Genomic DNA, 19,312 nt, shown 5'->3' with positions numbered 1-19,312 from the left:
CCGCCCGCAGCGGGGCTGACGACGTACTGAAGTCCCAACCAGAAGGAGAAGCCCCCGTGGCTGAGATGTTCTACGACGACGACGCCGACCTGTCCCTGATCCAGGGCAAGAACGTGGCGGTCATCGGATACGGCAGCCAGGGCCACGCCCACGCGCTGTCGCTGCGCGACTCGGGCGTCGACGTCCGCGTCGGCCTGCAGCCGGGATCGAAGAGCCGCGCGAAGGCGGAGGCGGAGGGCCTCCGGGTCGTGACGCCCGCGGAGGCGGCCGAGGAGGCCGACGTCATCGTGATCCTCGCGCCCGACCAGCACCAGCGGAAGCTGTACGCCGAGGAGATCGAGCCGTCCCTCACCCCGGGCGACACCCTGGTCTTCGGCCACGGCTTCAACATCCGCTTCGGCTACATCACGCCGCCGGCCGGCGTGGACGTGTTCATGGTCGCGCCGAAGGGTCCCGGCCACCTGGTCCGGCGTGAGTACGTCGACGGTCGCGGCGTCCCGGTGCTCGTCGCCGTCGAGAAGGACGAGTCGGGCAAGGCCTGGGACCTCGCGCTGTCCTACGCCAAGGCGATCGGCGGGCTCCGCGCCGGCGGCATCAGGACCACCTTCACCGAGGAGACCGAGACCGACCTGTTCGGTGAGCAGGCCGTGCTCTGCGGTGGCGCGTCGCAGCTGGTCATGTACGGCTTCGAGGTCCTCACCGAGGCCGGCTACCAGCCCGAGGTCGCCTACTTCGAGTGCCTCCACGAGCTCAAGCTGATCGTCGACCTGATGTACGAGGGCGGCATCGCCAAGCAGCGCTGGTCGGTCTCGGACACCGCGGAGTTCGGCGACTACGTCTCCGGACCGCGCGTGATCACCCCTGAGGTGAAGGCGAACATGGAGGCGGTCCTCGCGGACATCAGGAACGGCTCGTTCGCCGAGCGCTTCATCACCGACATGGACAACGGGTCGCCGGAGTTCAACGAGCTGCGCAAGAAGGGCGAGCAGCACCCGATCGAGCAGACCGGGCGCGAGCTGCGCAAGCTGATGGCCTGGGTGAAGTCGCACGACTCGGACTACACCGAGGGCACCGCCACCCGCTGACGCCTGCCTCCACCTGTGCTGGACCTGACTCGGCGTTTCCGGGGCGCGGGCGTCCGGGAATCGCTAGGTTGCGCAGGTGGAGCCCGGACCGACCGATCACGGGGGCTGGTCGGACTCGTCCGCGCGTGCCGTCCTGCAGCTGATGGTCGAGTCCGTGGCGGAGATGGTCGGCTTCGAGGTCGCGGTCCTCTCGGTGGTCCTCGACGAGCGCCTGGTCACCGTCGCCTACACGGGTCCCGAGCAGTACCGCGAGTATCTCGAGGAGTCCGACCCGATCTCGGTGCTCGACTCCGTCCTGCCGGCTGCCGTCGAGTGGGGGCCGCGGCTGCGCTTCATCCCGGCCGGGACCCACGGCGAGCTGGAGGGTCACTGGGTCCTGATCGAGCAGGAGTCCTCCGGCACGCCGGACGCGTGGCACATCGAGGACGCGCTGCTGGCGCTCCTCACCGACGACGGCGGCCGCCCCGTCGGCCTCCTGTCCGTCGACCGACCGGTCTCCGGCCGCCGCCCCGACGACCGCCAGCGCAGCCTCCTCGAGCGGTACGCCGCGCAGGCCGAGCGCGCGGTGCTGACCGCGTTCGAGCGCGAGGAGCTGATCCACCAGGTCGAGCACGCGGAGGCCGCGCGCCGGCTGATCCGGTCCTCCTCGACCCGCGCGCAGGCATCGCTGGAGGCGGTGCTCGAGCACACGCACCGCCCGCTCGTCGAGGGCTTCGGGGCGAGCGGCTCCTGGATCCAGCTGCTCGACGGCTCCGGCTACGCCCGCTCCCACGACGGCAGCCCCGTCCACATCTCCGACGGGGTACGCCGGACCTCGGAGGAGCTCGCGCCCCGGCTGTGGGCCGATGAGCGTCCACTCCTCGTCTCGGCGGCGGACCCCGAGCAGCCCCGGCACGTCCGCCAGGAGCTCGCGGAGCTCGACCTGTCCTCGGTGCTCGCCGTCGCGCTGGGCGTCGGCACCGAGTGCGTCGGCTTCCTCGCGCTGACGCGGCGCTCCCAGGACCCGCCCTGGTCCCAGGTCGAGATCGACTCCGCGCTCCAGATCGGGCACGACCTCGGCGCGGCGCTGATGACCGCGAGGGCGCTGGAGCGCGAGCGGAACCTGGTCCGCGAGCTGCAGCAGCTCGACGACTACCGGAGCCAGTTGATCGCCACGCTCTCGCACGAGCTGCGCACCCCGCTCACCGTCATCGCCGGCAACCTCGAGCTCCTGGGCGCGGTGGATCTCGACGAGACCGCCGTACGACACCACCAGGCGATGACCCGCGGGACCGCCCGGATGGAGCGCGTGGTCGAGGACCTGCTGCTCCTGGCGCAGGTCAGCAACCCGCAGTACCCGCTGGTGCGCCGGTCCGTCGACCTCCGTGCGGTCACCGCCGACGTGATCGCGCTCGTCGACTCCGCCGCCCGGGCCAAGGGGATCGACCTGCGCCTCCAGCTCGGAGGCGGCGACCTGGTCGTGCCCGGCGACGAGAGTGAGCTGGACCGGCTGGTCGGGAACCTGGTGAGCAACGCCGTCAAGTACACGCCCGCCGGGGGCACCGTCGCGGTCTCGCTCACCTCCGGCGGCGACGACGTCGTCCTCCAGGTCTCCGACGACGGGCTGGGCATCTCCGAGGAGGACCAGATCGGGCTGTTCAGCGCCTTCTTCCGCACCACCAACCCGGACGCCCTCCGCGAGCCCGGCACCGGTCTGGGGCTCGCGATCGTCGCGACGATCGTCGAGCGGCACGCAGCCACCGTCGGCGTGCACTCGCGGCTCGGCGAGGGCACGACGTTCACGGTGACGCTGCCCACGGCCCAGCACCGACCGGAATAGCTCCGTCTGGTTGCCGGTTCAACCGGTCATGCGCATCGAGATCTGGAGCGACGTCGTCTGCCCGTGGTGCTTCGTCGGCAAGCGCCGCCTGGAGACCGCCCTCGCCGGCTTCGAGCACGCGGACGAGGTCGAGGTCGTCTACCGCTCCTTCGAGCTCGACCCGAGCGCACCCGCGCACGGGCACGAGCTCTCGACCGGTGTGATCGCGCGCAAGTACGGCCGGTCGGAGGCGGAGATGCGCCAGCTGCAGCAGCAGCTCATCGACGTCGCCGCCGAGGAGGGCCTGGCGCTCCGCCTCTTCGAGACCGTGCACACCAACACCGTCGATGCCCACCGGCTCCTGCACCTCGCGCTCGACGCGGGCGGTCCGGCCCTCCAGCGCGAGCTCAAGGAGGCCCTCCTCTCGGCGTACTTCGAGCAGGCGCAGGACGTCGGTGACCACGAGGTCCTGACCCGGGTCGCGGTCGGCACCGGCCTCGACGAGGCTCGCGTGCGCGCCGTCCTCGCGGGGGACGAGTACGCCGACGCGGTGGCCGCCGACGTGGCGCAGGCCCGCGCCTACGGCGCGACCGGCGTGCCCTTCTTCGTCGTGGACCGGGCGTACGGCGTCTCCGGCGCCCAGCCCGCGGAGGTCTTCGCCCAGGTGCTCGACCAGGCCTGGGCGGCCTCGCACCCCGTGCTCCAGACCGTGGGCGGCGACGCCGAGGCGTGCGGCCCCGACGGCTGCGCGATCTGAGCTCCGGCCGCTCGGCGGCCGGGACGTGAGATGGGCAACCTTTGGTTAGGCAAACCTAAGTAATTGGCGTAGCATCCGGGTCGTGCTCGCGAACTACCTCATCGGTCTGCGCGAGGGCCTCGAAGCGGCCCTCGTGGTCAGCATCCTCGTCGCCTACCTGGTCAAGACCGACCGCCGGCACCTGCTGCCGCGGATCTGGATCGGCGTGGGCATCGCGGTCGTCGTCGCGCTCGGGTTCGGGTTCGCGCTCTTCTACGGGCCGCGCAGCCTGACCTTCGAGGCGCAGGAGGCGATCGGCGGCACCCTCTCGATCGTCGCGGTCGCCCTCGTCACCTGGATGATCTTCTGGATGGCCCGCGCCGCCCGCTCGCTGAGCGGTGAGCTGCGCGGCCAGATCGACAGCGCGGCCGAGGGCTCGTGGTGGGCGCTGGTGCTCGTCGCGGTGCTCGCCGTCGGTCGCGAGGGCCTGGAGACCGCGCTGTTCCTGTGGTCCGCGACCGAGGCGGTCTCCCGCCACACCGACGCGACCTGGCAGCCGCTGCTCGGCGCCGCCCTCGGCATCGCCACCGCCGTGGTCCTGGGCTACCTCCTCTACCGCGGCGCGATCCGGATCAACCTGAGCACGTTCTTCACCTGGACCGGTGCATTCCTGATCCTGGTCGCCGGCGGCGTCCTGTCGTACGGCGTGCACGACCTCCAGGAGGCCGGCGTGCTGCCCGGCCTGCACCACCTGGCCTGGGACGTCTCGGACACGATCGACCCGACCACGTGGTACGCCACGCTGCTCAAGGGCGTCTTCAACTTCTCGCCGGAGACGACCGTCCTCGAGGCCACGGTCTGGGTGCTGTACGTCGTCCCGGTGATGACCCTGTTCCTGCTCGGCGCGCGCCGCCGCCGTACCCCTCCCCGGGCCGCCGCGCCCGCTGCCCCGACCACCGTCAGCCACTGACGCGAACAGAGAGACCCCGATGCGCAAGCCTGCCCTTGTGGCCCTGCTCCTGGCCACGCCCCTGCTCGCCGCGTGCACCGAGAACGTCAAGGCCGCGGACGACTCCGGCGACTCCCGCACCGTCTCGGTCACCTCGACCGACGACGGCTGCGAGCTGTCGAGCGCGCAGGCACCCTCCGGCACGCTGACCTTCGACGTGACCAACGACGGCTCGAAGGTCACCGAGTTCTACCTGCTCGGCGAGGACGGGCAACGGATCGTCGGCGAGGTCGAGAACATCGGCCCGCAGCTCTCCCGCCAGCTGGTCGTGAGCGCCCCCGAGGGTGACTACGTCGCCGCCTGCAAGCCGGGCATGGAGGGCGACGGCATCCGCGCCGACTTCACGGTCACCGGGTCGGACCAGGAGCCGAGCGTCTCCGCCGGGGACCAGCAGCAGGTGGACCAGGCCCTGGAGAGCTACGAGGACTACGTGCAGGACCAGTCCGACCAGCTCGTGGCCAAGACCCGGCAGTTCGTCGAGCTCTACACGAACGGCGAGGACGACGCCGCCCGCGCGCTCTACCCCGAGGCCCGGGTGCACTGGGAGCGGATCGAGACCGTCGCCGAGTCCTTCGGTGACCTCGACCCCAAGACCGACGCGCGCGAGGCCGACCTCGAGCCCGGTCAGAAGTGGACCGGCTGGCACCGGATCGAGAAGGACCTCTGGCCGCCGGCCACCGGCTACACCCCCCTCTCGACGAAGCAGCGCGCGTTCTACGCCGATGACCTGCTGGGCAACATCGAGACCCTCGACGGCCGGGTCCAGAAGCTCACCTACACCGTCGACCAGATCGCCAACGGCTCCCGCGGCCTGCTCGAGGAGGTCGCCAGCGGCAAGGTGACCGGCGAGGAGGAGATCTGGTCGCACACCGACCTCTGGGACTTCCAGGCGAACGTCGACGGAGCCCGGGTCGGCTACGAAGGCCTCGAGCCGATCGTTGAGCACAAGGATCCCGAGCTCGCCCAGACCCTGGAGGAGCGGTTCGCCGCGCTCCAGAAGCTGCTCGACGCGCAGAAGACCGACGACGGGTTCGTCTCCTACGACCGGCTCAGCCACGCCGAGGTCCGGCAGCTCGCGAACGCCGTCAACGCGCTGGCCGAGCCGCTCTCCGAGCTCACGGCGGTGGTGGTCTCCTGAGCACGCCGAGCGTCTCGCGCCGAGGCCTGGTCGGCGGGGGTGTCGCCGCCGGCCTGGCCGTCGGCGCGTTCGCGGCGGGACGGGCGACCGCGGCCGACGAGACGCCGGGGGCCACCGGCAGCGACGCCTTCGCCTTCCGCGGCGCCCACCAGGCCGGCATCACGACCCCCGCGCAGGACCGCCTCCACTTCGCGGCGTTCGACGTCACCACCGGTTCCCGGGCACAGCTGATCGCGCTCCTCGAGGCGTGGACCGAGGCCGCCGACCGGATGACCCGCGGCCTGCCCGCCGGCCGGATCGGCCCCACCGAAGGCGCCGTCGACCTGCCACCGGACGACACCGGCGAGGCGATCGGGCTGTCCGCGAGCGGCCTGACCATCACGTTCGGCTTCGGCCCCGCGCTCTTCCGCGACGCCAGGGGCCGCGACCGGTTCGGCATCGCCGACCGGCAGCCGGAGGCGCTCCGCACGCTCCCGCACTTCCCGGCCGACGTGCTCGACCCCGAGCGGTCCTACGGCGACCTGTGCGTGCAGGCCTGCGCCGACGACCCGCAGGTCGCCGTGCACGCGATCCGCAACCTGGCCCGGATCGGGTTCGGCACGGTCGCCGTGCGCTGGTCGCAGCTCGGGTTCGGCCGCACCTCGACCACCTCGACCTCGCAGTCCACGCCGCGCAACCTGTTCGGCTTCAAGGACGGCACCGCGAACGTCAAGGCGGAGGAGACGTCGGACGTCGCCCAGCACGTCTGGGTCGCCGACGGCGACGACGCGAAGGCCGCGTGGCTGGCCGGCGGCTCCTACCTCGTCGCCCGCCGCTTCAACATGAACATCGAGATCTGGGACCGCCAGTCGCTCGGCGACCAGGAGGACTTCATCGGCCGCACCAAGGCCAGCGGCGCTCCGCTCTCGGGCGGCACCGAGTTCACCGAGCCGGACTTCTCGATGCCCGGCAGCGACGGCCCCGTCATCCCGCGCGACGCCCACGTCCGGGTCGTGCACCCGGACTTCAACGACGGCGTCCGGATGCTGCGCCGCGGCTACAACTTCGTCGACGGCAGCGACCCGCTCGGCGGGCTGAACGCCGGCCTGTTCTTCATCGCGTTCATGCGCAACCCGGACACCCAGTTCATCCCGGTGCAGAACCGGATGGCGAAGGTGGACGCGCTGATGGAGTACGTCAAGGTCACCGGCTCCGCCCTGTTCGCCGTGCCGCCCGGCATCGGTGCGGGCGAGTACGTCGGCCAGGCGCTGTTCGCCTAGCGCCCGGCCGGGTCAGCCGAGGTCGACCACGCGGTCCACGCCGACGTCGTCGAGGAACGCCGGGTCGTGGCTCGCGACCACGAGAGCGCCCCGGTACGACGCGAGCGCCGAGACGAGGGCGTCGTACGACGCGAAGTCGAGGTTGTTGGTCGGCTCGTCGAGCAGCAGCAGCTGCGGCGCCGGGTCCGCCAGCAGCAGCGCGGCCAGGGTCGCGCGGAACCGCTCGCCGCCCGACAGGTCACCCACCCTGCGGTCCGCGGTCGCGCCGCGGAACAGGAAGCGTGCCAGTCGGGCCCGGACCGTGTTCGCGTCCGCACCGGGTGCTCGACGGGCGACGTTGCCGTAGACGGTGTCGTCGGAGTCGAGCACGTCGAGCCGCTGGGGGAGCAGCGCCACCGGCACCCGCGCCTGGTCGACCAGCCGGTGCAGCAGCGTCGTCTTGCCGGAGCCGTTCGGCCCCACGACGCCGATCCGGTCGGGCCCGTTGATCCGGAGGTCCTCGCTCTCGAGCACGACCCGCCCCCGGGGCACCTCGGTGCCGGGCAGGTCGATCCGGATCTCGCGCTCCTCCCGGAGCCGGGTCTCGGCCTCGTCGAGCCGCTCGCGGGCCTGGCCGACGCGGTCGTCCTGCACGCGCCGGTGCCGCGCGGCCGACTCCTCGGCCTGCTGCTTCTTGGCGTTGATCACGGCCTTGCCGAGTCCCGTGGTGCGCTCGGCCTTGTGGGCGGCGCGCCTGCGACCCGCCAGCATCCGCTCGGCCTCGACCCGCTCGTTGCGCTGCTTGCGCAGGTCCGAGCGAGCGCTCGACACCGCCTGGGCAGCGGCGTCCTGCTCGGCCTGGACCTGGGCGGCGTAGGAGGAGTAGCCGCCGCCGTACCAGCGCACGGAGCCGTCCCGCAGGTCACCGATCCGGTCCATCCGCTCGAGCAGCTCGCGGTCGTGGCTGACCACGAGCAGCGACCGGCTCCAGCCCTCGACGACGTCGTACAACCGGCGGCGGGCGTCGGCGTCGAGGTTGTTGGTCGGCTCGTCGAGCAGCAGCACGTCCGGCCGCCGGATCAGCAGCCGCGCCAGGCCGAGCTGGGTGACCTCACCTCCGGAGAGCTCGCCGAGCCGCCGGTCGAGCACGTCGCCGGGCAGGCCGAGCCGGGCCAGCTCCGCCACCGCACGCTCCTCGACGTCCCAGTCGTCGCCGATGGTGTCGAAGTGGAACGGGTCGACGTCGCCGGACTCGACGGCGCGGATCGCGCGGCGTACCGCCCCGATGCCGAGGAACTCCTCGACCGGCTGGTGCACGTCGAGGGTGAGGTCCTGGGCCAGGTAGGCGATCTCGCCCGCCACGCTGATGTGCCCGGCGGTGGGCCGCAGGAGGCCAGCGACGAGGCGAAGCAGGGTGGACTTGCCGGCGCCGTTGACGCCGACCAGCCCGGAGCGGCCCGGGCTGACGAGCAGGTCGAGGTCGCGCAGGACGGGGGTGCCGTCGGGCCAGGTGAAGGTGAGGCCGGACGCGGAGACGACCGCGGCGGTCGAGGACATGGAGACTCCTGGGAGAGGTCGGGAAGGGACGGGACGTCTCACAGCTCCATGGGCGCAAGGCTAGGTCGGCACGCTCGTGGACGCCAGCCGATTACGCGGACCGGTCGGGTACAGTCACGAGGAGCACAGCGCCGTGCCGTCACCTGTCCGCACCACGTCGAGGACAACCGCTGTGAGCATGCCCGTCGTACTCATCGCCGAGGAGCTCAGCCCGGCGACCGTCGAGGCCCTGGGGCCGGAGTTCGAGATCCGCCATTGCAACGGTGCGGACCGCGACGAGCTGCTCCGCTCGATCGTGGACGTGGACGCCGTCCTGGTCCGCTCGGCCACCCGCATCGACGCCGAGGCGCTCGGCGCCGCGACCCGGCTCAAGGTGGTCGCCCGCGCCGGCGTCGGCCTCGACAACGTCGACGTGCGGGCCGCCACCCAGGCCGGCGTGATGGTCGTCAACGCCCCGACCTCCAACATCGTCTCGGCTGCCGAGCTCGCGGTCGCACTGATGCTGGCCGCCGCCCGGCACGTCTCGCCGGCGCACGCCGCGCTGAAGAACGGCGAGTGGAAGCGCTCGCGCTACACCGGCACCGAGCTCTACGAGAAGACCGTCGGCATCGTCGGACTCGGGCGGATCGGCGTGCTCGTCGCGCAGCGTCTCTCGGCGTTCGGCATGAACGTGATCGCCTACGACCCCTACGTCCAGGCCGGGCGCGCCGCCCAGATGGGCGTCCGCCTCGTCGACCTGGACGTCCTGCTCGCCGAGGCCGACTTCATGTCCGTGCACCTGCCGAGGACCCCGGAGACCATCGGGCTCATCGGCGCAGAGCAGCTGTCCCGGGTGAAGCCGTCCCTGGTGCTGGTGAATGCCGCGCGTGGCGGCATCGTCGACGAGGTCGCGCTGTACGCCGCCCTCAAGGAGGGGCGGGTCGCGGCCGCCGGTCTCGACGTCTTCGCCCAGGAGCCGTGCACGGACAGCCCGCTGTTCGAGCTCGAGAACGTCGTGGCCACCCCGCACCTCGGTGCCTCCACCGACGAGGCCCAGGAGAAGGCCGGCATCGCGGTCGCCCGTTCGGTGCGCCTCGCCCTGTCCGGAGAGCTGGTCCCGGACGCGGTCAACGTCCAGGGCGGCGTGATCGCCGAGGACGTCCGGCCCGGCATCCCCCTCACCGAGAAGCTCGGCCGCGTCTTCACCGGCCTCGCCGGCGAGGTCGCCCAGCAGGTCGACGTCGAGGTCCGCGGCGAGATCACCGAGTACGACGTCAAGGTGCTCGAGCTGGCCGCGCTCAAGGGCGTCTTCGCCGACATCGTGGAGGAGCAGGTCTCCTACGTGAACGCGCCGCTGCTCGCGGCCGAGCGCGGCTGCGCCGTACGCCTGGTCGCCGACCCGGAGAGCCCCGACCACCGGAACCTCATCACGATCCGCGGCACCCTCGCCGACGGCTCGCAGGTCTCGGTCAGCGGGACCCTCGTCGGGATCAACCAGAAGGAGCGGCTGGTCGAGGTGAACGGCTTCGACGTCGACATCGAGCCGGCCGAGCACCTGGCGTTCTTCACCTACCAGGACCGCCCGGGGATGGTCGGGACGGTCGGCGGCATCCTGGGGGACGCCGGCATCAACATCGGCAGCATGCAGGTCTCCCGGACCGCCCCCGGCGGCGATGCGCTCGTCGCGCTCTCCGTCGACACCGCCATCCCGCACGACGCCCTGGCCGACATCCAGCACGCGATCGACGCCGGCTCCGTCCGGGCCGTCAACCTGGTCTGACGGCTCGTCCGGGTGAGCCGGGCAGGGCAACCGTTCCCGGCTGCCCCGCCCGCCGCACTCAGAAGTCCTCGTCGAACCCGACGACCCCGGTGACGCCGACCTGGTACGCGGACACCTTGCGCTCGAAGAAGTTCGAGAGCTCCTGCACGTCCTGGAGCTCCATGAACGCGAGCGGGTTCCGGGACCCGTAGATCGGCTCCAGGTCGAGGCGCTCCATGCGCCGGTCGGCGACGTACTCCAGGTAGGAGCGCATGTCGGCGGTCGACAGGCCGGCGACACCCCCGCCGAGGAGGTCGTCGGCGAACTGCGCCTCGGCGTCCACTCCGTCCACCAGCATCTGCCGGACCTGGGCAGCCAGCTCGTCGTCGAAGAGCTCGGGCTCCTCGGCACGGACGGTGTCGACGACGTCGAAGGCGAACGCCATGTGCATGGACTCGTCGCGGAACACCCAGTTCGTCCCCGAGGCGAGGCCGTTGAGGAAGCCCCGCGAGCGCAGGAAGTAGACGTAGGCGAACGCCCCGTAGAAGAAGAGCCCCTCGATGACGGCGGCGAAGCAGATCAGGTTGAGCAGGAACCTGCGCCGGTGCTCCCGGGTCTCGAGCCGGTCGAGGTCGAAGACCGAGTCGATCCACCGGAAGCAGAAGTCCGCCTTCGCCTTGATCGAGGGGATGTTGTCGACCGCGGCGAACGCCTCGTGTCGCTCGGTCTCGTCGGGGACGTAGGTGTCGAGCAGGGTCAGGTAGAACTGCACGTGCACCGCCTCCTCGAACAGCTGGCGGGAGAGGTACAGCCGGCCCTCCGGCGAGTTGATGTGCTGGTAGAGGTTCAGCACCAGGTTGTTGGCGACGATCGTGTCGCCGGTGGCGAAGAACGCCACCAGCCGCGAGACCAGGTGCCGCTCGGCGTCGCTGAGCCGCTGGAGGTCCTTGAGGTCGGAGTGCAGGTCGACCTCCTCGACGGTCCAGGTGTTCTTGATCGCGTCCCGGTAGCGGTCGTAGAAGTGCGGGTAGCGCATCGGCCGCAGGGTCAGGTTCATGCCGGGGTCCAACAGCATCTGGTTCATTCGCACGCCTCGCAGGTCTCGGGGTTCTCCAGGGAGCAGACGACGGCTGCGGTGTCGGACGCCGCGTCAGGGACAGCCACCGACACGGTCGTCTGCTGGATCCGCGTCGCGGGCCGCGAGCGCAGGTAGTACGTCGTCTTCAGCCCGGACTTCCAGGCGTGCAGGTACATCGACGAGAGCTTCCCGATCGACGGGCCGGCGATGAAGAGGTTGAGCGACTGGCTCTGGTCGACGTACGGCGAGCGGTCGGCCGCCATGTCGACCAGCGCGCGTTGCGGGAGCTCCCACGCCGTGCGGAAGAGCGCGCGCACGTCCTCCGGCAGCGCGGTGAGGCCCTGCACCGAGCCCTCGGCGCGCTTGATCGCCTCGCGCACCTCGGGTGTCCACAGCCCGCGCGCCTTCAGCTCACGGGTGAGGGCGGCGTTGACCTGGAGGAACTCCCCGGACAGCGTCTCGCGCTTGAACAGGTTGGAGACCTGGGGCTCGATGCACTCGTAGCAGCCCGCGATCGAGGCGATGGTCGCCGTCGGTGCGACCGCGACGAGCAGCGAGTTCCGCAGTCCGTGCGCGGCGATGTCGGCTCGCACCGCCTCCCAGCGCTCGGTCTGGTGCGGCGTGGCCTCCCAGTGGTCGAGCTGCAGGACGCCGGCGGCCGCTCGGGTCTCGTCGTACGACGGGTGCGGCCCGTGTCGCCTCGCGAGGTCGCACGACACCTCGAGCGCGGTCAGGTAGATCTCCTCCTGGATCCGGGTCGAGAGCTCACGGGCCTCGGGGGAGTCGAAGGGCATCCTGAGCGCGAAGAACACGTCCTGCAGGCCCATCAGCCCGAGCCCGACCGGGCGCCAGCGCGGGTTGGACGCCGCCGCTTCCTCGCTCGGGTAGTAGTTGATGTCGATCACCCGGTCCAGCAGCGGCACCGCCGTGCGCACGGTCTCGCGGAGCTTGTCCCAGTCGACCCCGTCGGCGAGCAGGTGCTGGGCCAGGTTGATCGAGCCGAGGTTGCAGACGGCGGTCTCCCCGTCGGAGGAGACCTCGATGATCTCGGTGCACAGGTTCGACAGGTGCACGACCGGTCCGCCCGGCGTGTCCCGGGTCTGGTTGCAGGTGCGGTTCGCCGCGTCCTTGAAGGTGATCCAGCCGTTGCCGGTCTGCGCGAGGGTGCGCATCATCTTCGCGTAGAGGTCACGGGCCCGCACCTGGCGGACGAGACGACCGTCCTCCTCGGCCCGGCGGTACGCCGCGTCGAACGCCTCGCCCCACAGGTCCGGGAGCTCCGGGGCCTGGTCGGGGTCGATGAGGGACCAGGCCTCGTCGGCTTCGACCCGCCGCATGAACTCGTCGGGGATCCAGTTGGCCAGGTTGAGGTTGTGGGCGCGCCGGGCGTCCTCGCCGGTGTTGTCCCGCAGCTCGAGGAACTCCTCGACATCGGGGTGCCACGGCTCGAGGTACACGCACGCGGCCCCCTTGCGGCGGCCGCCCTGGTTGACCGCCGCGACCGACGAGTCGAGGGTGCGCAGGAACGGCACGATCCCGTTGGACTGCCCGTTGGTGCCGCGGATCAGCGCGCCGCGCGACCGGACCCGGGAGAACGCGATCCCGATGCCGCCGGCGAACTTGGACAGCTTCGCGACCTGTCCGTAGCGCGCGTAGATCGAGTCGAGGTCGTCGCGGGGGCTGTCCACCAGGTAGCACGAGGACATCTGGGTGTGCCGCGTGCCGGAGTTGAAGAGCGTCGGGCTGCTCGGCAGGTAGGCGAGCGAGGACATCAGCCGGTAGAACCGGATCGCCTCGCCCGGGCTCTGCGCCAGGCCGCACGCCACCCGGAGGAGGAAGTACTGCGGGGTCTCGACCACCAGCCGGGTCGAGGGATGCCGCAGCAGGTAGCGGTCGTACACGGTCCGGAGGCCGAAGTACTCGAAGCGGCGATCGGCCCGGTCGTCGATCGCGAAGTCGAGCTTGCGGGCGTTGTCCTTCACGAACGCCGCGGTCTCGTCGCCGATCAGGCCCTCGGCGTGGCCGAGCGAGACCGACTGGCTGAACGACGCGACGCCCTGGTTGCGGACCTCCTTGTCGATGTAGCCCGACAGCAGCCGGGCCGCGAGCCGCGAGTACTGCGGTTCCTCGCCGATCATCTCCGCGGCCGTCTGGATCGACAGGCGGTCGAGCTCGGCGGTCGTGGCGCCGTCGTAGAGCCCGCTGATGGTCCGGGTCGCGACCCGCATCGGGTCGACGTCCGCCAGGTCGCCGCTGACGCGGTCCACCGCCCGCACGATCTTGTTGACGTCGACGGGCTCGCTGTCGCCGTTGCGCTTGCGGACCTGCATCGAGGTCCTGCCCACTGCTCGGCTGGATGCTGCTGTGACCGTCACTTCTCTCTCCTCGCGAGATCGGTCCCGACGGTCCGGGGTCGTGAGGAGAGGACGGAGGTACGAGTGCGGGTCCGGGCGAGCCGGGGACCTGCGTACGTCGTACGTGCCGTCGGCCGTCCCACGAGGCCTCGGACCACCCCGCCCGACGGGCGGGGTGCGCTGGCAGGTCTTCGGACTCGTGGGCACGTCGAACGATCTCGACCCCTACTGACCGTCGCTTCCCGGATCTCTCCAGTGCTGATGACGGCGCTCGTTCCCACTCACCGCTGCGGGGCAGTCCCGGTCTCTCACCGGGTTCCCTCTTGCCTCGGCGTCCCTGGCTGGGGCGCCGAACCAGCTGCGTCCGCCACCATATGTAGGACGGTCGGGGAAGTGTGGGACCACATCTTGTGTCGGCGTGTCCGGCTCGGGCCACCATCACCCGGCCTCCCGGCTCTCCGGTGGTCGAGCTTGTCGAGACCCCGGTACGGCGGGCGCGGCGACGTCGACTGCCAGCACCTCACCGGTCCGTTGGGGTTGCGACCGACAGGCAGCGACGGGGACGCGGGCGGCTGGTGACGGCCGCTTCCCGGCTCACGGCCCGCGCGGTGGTTGAGGTGCGAAGAGCGCCAACGACGAGCCTCGAAACCACCCGTCGCCACCTGTGGAAACAGGTCGTCGATCGTGACCTCATTGTGACCAGAACCCCTGTGAACAAGGGGATTCTGGGCGGTCCACTGTCGGTGGCGGGTGCTTGAGTGGGTGTCATGAGAGCGATGGCCACACGTCGGCACCGGGTGTCGGCAGCGACCGCGCAGATGCGCGCCGCGGCCGACGCGGTGGCCGACGCGTCGGTGTGGTCCATGGACGCTGAGGAGACCGCCGCGACCCTGGTCGAGCTGACCCGGGCGATCAACCAGGCGACCGAGCTGCGAGCCCGGGTGGCCGCACACGCCGACGACCTGCACGTCGGCCAGGACAAGGGCGCATCCAGTGCGGCGGCGTGGTTGGCACACGAGACGAACACCACCCGTGCGGCGGCCCACGCGGCGGTGCGGTTGGGCCGGGACCTGGAGGCGCATCCCGCGGTCCGCGACGCCCTGGCCGCCGGCCACCTTCATGTGGAGCAGGCGCGGGTGATCGTCCACTGGATCGACGACCTGCCCGACACCGTCCCGGCCGAGAAGGTCACAGGAGCCGAGGCCCCCCTGCTGGAGCAGGCCCGCCACCACGACGCGCACGCGTTGAACCGGCTGGGGAAGCGGCTGTTCGAGGTCATCGCCCCCGACGAGGCCGACGCCCGCGAAGCCGCGCTCCTGGCGAAAGAAGAGAACGCGGCGGCGAAGGCATGCCGGCTGTCCGGATACGACGACGGCAAGGGCAAGGCCCACTTCGCCGGCACCCTGCCCTCCTACCACTGGGCGGCGTTGAAGAAGATGCTGGCCGCGATCGCCGCGTCCAAACACCAGAACGCCACCAAGGGCGCCGGCGCCGCCGCCGACCGGCCGCCGACCCCCGAGGCGATGGGACAGGCGTTGTGCGAGCTCATCGAGCGGTACCCGGCCGACCGCCTGCCCCGCACCGGTGGGGTGTCGGCGACCACGGTGGTCCTGATCGACCTCGACGTCCTCCTCGGCCGCCTGGAGGAGAAGGCCTGCGTGCTGGACACCGGCGGCACGATCTCCCCCGGCGTGGCCCGCCGGCTGGCCTGCGAGGCCGGGATCATCCCCGTCGTCCTGGGCGGGGACTCCCAGCCGCTGGACGTCGGGCGCAAGCGCCGCTACTTCACCGAGGCCCAGCGCACCGCGATGCTGGTCCGGGATCGCGGCTGCCGCGCCGAGGGCTGCGACCGGAGCGCCAGCCTGCACGCCCACCACAAGACCCGTTGGATCGACGGCGGCCACACCGACCTCGCAGACGGCGTCAGTCTCTGCCACTGGCACCACAACCGCGCCCACGACACCAGGTACCAGACGAACTACCACCCCAACGGCGACGTCACCTTCCACCGACGGACGTAGGCCGAACGCGTTCAAAGTCGTGAGGCGCTGCAACTCTTGCGCGGTAAGACGCGGGTCGAAGAGTTCGCTGATCGCGGCAAGTGAGTGCGGTCGACCAGGGCCACTTGGGTGCGGCCATGAGTCGGCTGCCACCGTGCAGGGTGCCCTACTGCGTCGGAGTGATGCCGCAGAGGTCTGGGAACTTGGTGCACGGCCGCGGCGGGTCGTTGCGGTGACGGTCATCCTTCGGCTCCACGGCCGGCCGGGCGAGGGCGGCGTACCGCGCCCTGGCGGCGGCGTAGGCGACAAAGTCGTGGGCAGCCCGCGCCTTGCGCTGCCCGATCAGCTGGCCGGGGTCCGGCTCGGTCCGGACAGCGATCGTCTGCCCGTGGTGGTTGGTGGTGGCGTGGACCGGGCTGGCCCACGCGGTGCCGAGGCAGATCGTGATGGTGGTTGCGGCGATGATCTTCGTGGTGGTGTTCGTGTTCATGGCCCTGCTCCTTGCAGTGAGGTTGGACCACCACCGTCAAGCCGTCCGGGGCCCGCTTTACGCCGCCTGACAGAACTGGCCAACGAGAGGATGCTGGATTCCAGCGGTCGTGCGCGCGGGAGGTGCTGTGGGAGGTACTGGAGGACGGCTCGCACGTCCCGAGGTCCAGCCGGGTTCCCAACGAGACCTGGTCGATTCGCTCCATGCGCTGCACCACGAGGCGGGCTGGCCGAGCCTGCGGGCGCTCGCCCGGGAGGCGGGTTGCTCACATACAACGGTCGCCACGGTGTTCTCTTCACCCAAGCTGCCGTCGTGGGGGGTGCTGGAGCTGGTCGTGGAGGCGATGGGCGGTGACGTCGATGAGTTCCGCAGGTTGTGGCTAGCCGCGAGTGGTCCCGCTTCGACTCCGGGGTCGCCGATCGCCGGGCGCCGTGACGAGCTGGCTACGGTCCGGCGGCACCTCGAGTCCGGCAGCGGTCTGTTGCTGGTCACCGGCGAGGCGGGGATGGGGAAGACCCGGCTGGTGGACACGGCGGCGGGGTTCGCGGCTGGCTCTGGGCGCAACATGTTCGTAGCCAGGGGTACCTGCCGTCCGTTGTCGACCCAGGTGCCGCTGCTTCCGATCGCCGACGTCCTTCGCTCGGCGTACCAGGTGGACGAGGGCCGGTGGCTCGAGGAGGGCCTCGCCGGGTGCGCGCCGTACGTGCGGGCGGTGCTGTGTCGGCTGCTGCCCGAGCTCGGCGAGGCCGACGACACGCCGGGGATGTCGGCGGATGACTGGTGGCGGCACCGGATGTTCGCGGCGGTCTCGGCGGCCTGGACTTCGCTCGCCGCGGTCCGGCCGCTCGCGGTCCTGGTGGAGGACCTGCATTGGGCCGACTCCTCGACCCTGGACCTGCTCGAGCATCTGGTGTCTCGCGGCGTGGATGTGCCAATGGTGGGGACGTGGCGTCTCGAGGATCCGGCCACGTCCGTGGCCACGGCCGACTGGGGTATTCGGGTGCGACGGATGCCGAGCGTCGAGACGTTCGTCCTGGGCCCGCTGAGCCGCGAGGAGACGGCCGTCCAGCTTGAACTGCTGGCTGGCGATCGCCCGGCAGCTGAGCTGTTGGAAAGGATCTACCGCCGTACTCGTGGGCAACCCCTGTTCACCGAACAGCTCGCGGCGCACGACGACGGCCAGCCCCTCCCGGAACTTCTCGCGGACCTGCTCGACCGGCGCATCCAAGGGCTCGGCGATCCGGCATGGTCCATCGTGAGTGCCCTTGGCGCGGCTGACCGTTCCCTGACCGACTCGTTGTTGTCGGAGCTGACCCAGCTGCCGCCGACCGCGTTCGTCGCCGGCCTCCACGAGTTGGAGGCTCGGAGGTTGCTCCGTTCGGCCAAGGGCCACGAGGTCGAGTTGCGGCACCCGCTGCTGGCTGAAGCCGTGCGGCGGCACCTGGTGGCCCACGAGCTCGTCGAGGAACATCGCCGGCTTGCGACCGCACTCGCCCGGACTGCTGATCCATCCCCTGGTGAGGTCGCCGAGCAATGGCAGCTCGGCGAGGACCCTGCCCAGGAGATCGTCTGGCGTATACGCGCAGCCCAGGCTGCCGGCCAGCGACTCGCGATGAGAGCAGCGGCGGCGCACTGGCAGCGCGCCCTTCTGCTGTGGCCCGGAGACGACGAGCTGGCCGGCTCGCCGCCCGTCCGTAAGTGCGACGTCTATCTCGCGCTGATGGATGCACTGGGCCCCGTCGACGTTCTGCTCGCCGCAGCGGTAGCCCAGGAGGCGATGGAAGACCAGGCCGACTCCGAGAGTCCGGACGCGGCAGCGATCTATCAGCGCGCGGCCGAGTATCAAGGGAACCTCGGCGAGCAGGAGAGCGCCCTGCTTCTGATGGACAAGGCTCTCCACATCTACGAAGGGCTCGGACCCTCAGCGGACCACGTGCGTGCTCTGATCCGTCGGGAGTGGCTGCTTTGGTCTGTTGGTCGCGAGGAGGAGGGCGCCGCGACCGCACTGTTGGGAGCTGAGATGTGCGCCCTGATCGCGGCACCTGAACTGCATCGGTGGTTGCTGGCACTCCTGGCCTCGTATTCGGCCAAGGACGGCGACCTTGATCTCGCGCTCTCGCGGATCCGGGAGGCGGCTCGGATCCAGGTCCCGCAGCCGGATCCGGCTGGCGACGTCCACATCGCCATTGAGCACACCGTGATCTTGAACTGGGCTGCCGCTGACCCCGACTCGGTGATCGCGGCCGCACGTCCAGCACTGGATGTAGCAACGGCCTGGGGCTTCGACGCCCACATCGTCGCGGTCCTTCGGTACAACGTGGCACAGGCCCTGCGCCTGGCCGGTCACGTGGACCGGGCTGCCGAGCTGATCGACCCGATGACCGAAGGGATCCCCGTTCCACGCATCTTCGGCCTACACAGTGAACGCGCCCTCCTCGACCTTCTCCGTGGGCGTTTCGACACGGAGGCCATCGAGAGGTACGCGATGGTTGACCCGTCCCAGTTCGACGGCCTCGCCAACCTGATCGAGTCGACCGATGCGTTCGCCGCAGCCTCCCTGTGGTCCGGCCGACCGCAGATGGCACTTGACCGCCTCCTCATCGTCATCCGCAGGGCGGTGCGCACGGACGCTTCGGCGTTCATCGGTCCGCTGCTATGCCTTGCGGCACGCGCGGCCGCCGACAAGATGGAGATCTCGGCTGATCTCGACCACGACCGGGACCGCCTGCTCCACACCCTGCGTGACCTGCGCGATGCGACCGCAAGAGACCCTTTCCGGCCCAGTCTGGCGTTCGGAGCAAACAAGGCTCTGGCAGCGACCTGGGCGGCGGAGATCGCCCGCCTGGCTGGTCAACCCTCAGTGGACCGGTGGAACCGCGCTGCCAACGAGTGGCACCAGTTGCCCCGACCGCACGACGAGGCGTACTGCCTCTGGCGAGCGGGCCAGTCCGCCTTGACTCGCGGCCAGGCAACTACGGGAGCGAAGTTGCTACGGCGGGCACGAGTGCTCGCTCATCAGCATGTACCGCTACGGAACGCGATCGTGGGCGCCACCACGACTGCTCACCCTGCTTGACCACGCGTTGATAGG

At 70.8% G+C, this 19,312-nt stretch carries 13 protein-coding genes and 1 riboswitch; of the genes, 9 read left to right on the top strand and 4 right to left on the bottom strand.

What is annotated here, in order from left to right; genetic code table 11:
- Positions 1-56: 56 nt before the first annotated feature.
- The 6 genes from ilvC (at position 57) to efeB (ending at position 7,025) form a co-directional block, all read left to right on the top strand.
- Positions 57-1,085: a ketol-acid reductoisomerase gene (gene ilvC / locus N538_RS0103945; RefSeq protein ID WP_028636217.1), complete on the top strand. Its 1,029-nt coding sequence runs from the start codon at positions 57-59 to the stop codon at positions 1,083-1,085.
- Between the two features lie 76 nt (positions 1,086-1,161).
- The gene (locus N538_RS0103940; protein WP_028636216.1) at positions 1,162-2,904 is read left to right on the top strand and encodes a sensor histidine kinase; all 1,743 of its coding nucleotides are present in this window, start codon (positions 1,162-1,164) and stop codon (positions 2,902-2,904) included.
- A 28-nt stretch (positions 2,905-2,932) separates the two neighbouring features.
- Entirely contained in the window at positions 2,933-3,640 is a 708-nt protein-coding gene (locus N538_RS0103935; protein WP_028636215.1) for a DsbA family oxidoreductase, read from the top strand.
- Between the two features lie 82 nt (positions 3,641-3,722).
- Positions 3,723-4,589, top strand: coding sequence for an iron uptake transporter permease EfeU (efeU, locus tag N538_RS0103930; protein WP_028636214.1), 867 nt, complete (start codon positions 3,723-3,725; stop codon positions 4,587-4,589).
- Between the two features lie 19 nt (positions 4,590-4,608).
- Entirely contained in the window at positions 4,609-5,766 is a 1,158-nt protein-coding gene (gene efeO, locus N538_RS0103925) for an iron uptake system protein EfeO (RefSeq protein ID WP_028636213.1), read from the top strand.
- On the top strand, positions 5,763-7,025 hold the full coding sequence (gene efeB / locus N538_RS0103920; protein WP_028636212.1) for an iron uptake transporter deferrochelatase/peroxidase subunit: 1,263 nt from the start codon (positions 5,763-5,765) through the stop codon (positions 7,023-7,025). Before efeO ends, efeB begins: the two co-directional genes overlap by 4 nt.
- A 12-nt stretch (positions 7,026-7,037) precedes the next feature.
- On the opposite strand, the gene N538_RS0103915 is transcribed toward efeB, so the two are convergent.
- Positions 7,038-8,561 carry an ABC-F family ATP-binding cassette domain-containing protein gene (locus N538_RS0103915; RefSeq protein WP_028636211.1) on the bottom strand — a complete coding sequence of 508 codons (1,524 nt, stop codon included), beginning with the start codon at positions 8,559-8,561 and terminating at the stop codon, positions 7,038-7,040.
- Positions 8,562-8,739: 178 nt separating this feature from the next.
- Between N538_RS0103915 and serA the strand changes: the two genes are divergently transcribed.
- Positions 8,740-10,320, top strand: a complete 1,581-nt coding sequence (serA, locus tag N538_RS0103910; protein ID WP_081790277.1) for a phosphoglycerate dehydrogenase — start codon at positions 8,740-8,742, stop codon at positions 10,318-10,320.
- 58 nt (positions 10,321-10,378) lie between these two features.
- On the opposite strand, the gene N538_RS0103905 is transcribed toward serA, so the two are convergent.
- Entirely contained in the window at positions 10,379-11,383 is a 1,005-nt protein-coding gene (locus N538_RS0103905; protein ID WP_197025225.1) for a ribonucleotide-diphosphate reductase subunit beta, read from the bottom strand.
- Positions 11,380-13,752: a ribonucleoside-diphosphate reductase subunit alpha gene (locus N538_RS0103900; RefSeq protein WP_051548697.1), complete on the bottom strand. Its 2,373-nt coding sequence runs from the start codon at positions 13,750-13,752 to the stop codon at positions 11,380-11,382. The genes N538_RS0103905 and N538_RS0103900 overlap by 4 nt, the downstream gene beginning before the upstream one ends.
- A gap of 144 nt (positions 13,753-13,896) precedes the next feature.
- Positions 13,897-14,105: riboswitch (cobalamin riboswitch) on the bottom strand.
- Positions 14,106-14,507: 402 nt separating this feature from the next.
- Between N538_RS0103900 and N538_RS27175 the strand changes: the two genes are divergently transcribed.
- Positions 14,508-15,752 (top strand): HNH endonuclease, encoded by a 1,245-nt coding sequence (locus tag N538_RS27175; protein WP_231496126.1) that lies wholly within the window; start codon positions 14,508-14,510, stop codon positions 15,750-15,752.
- Positions 15,753-15,897: 145 nt separating this feature from the next.
- On the opposite strand, the gene N538_RS0103890 is transcribed toward N538_RS27175, so the two are convergent.
- Positions 15,898-16,221, bottom strand: a complete 324-nt coding sequence (locus tag N538_RS0103890) for a hypothetical protein (RefSeq protein ID WP_028636206.1) — start codon at positions 16,219-16,221, stop codon at positions 15,898-15,900.
- A gap of 319 nt (positions 16,222-16,540) precedes the next feature.
- On the opposite strand from N538_RS0103890, the gene N538_RS0103885 reads away from it, so the two are divergent.
- Positions 16,541-19,297, top strand: a complete 2,757-nt coding sequence (locus tag N538_RS0103885; protein ID WP_028636205.1) for an ATP-binding protein — start codon at positions 16,541-16,543, stop codon at positions 19,295-19,297.
- Positions 19,298-19,312 lie beyond the last annotated feature (15 nt).

The organism is Nocardioides sp. URHA0032, from assembly GCF_000620645.1.
Classification (GTDB): Bacteria; Actinomycetota; Actinomycetes; order Propionibacteriales; family Nocardioidaceae; genus Nocardioides.
The sequence above is the reverse complement of the archived record's forward strand: the minus strand, read 5'-3'. Positions and strand labels throughout refer to the sequence as shown.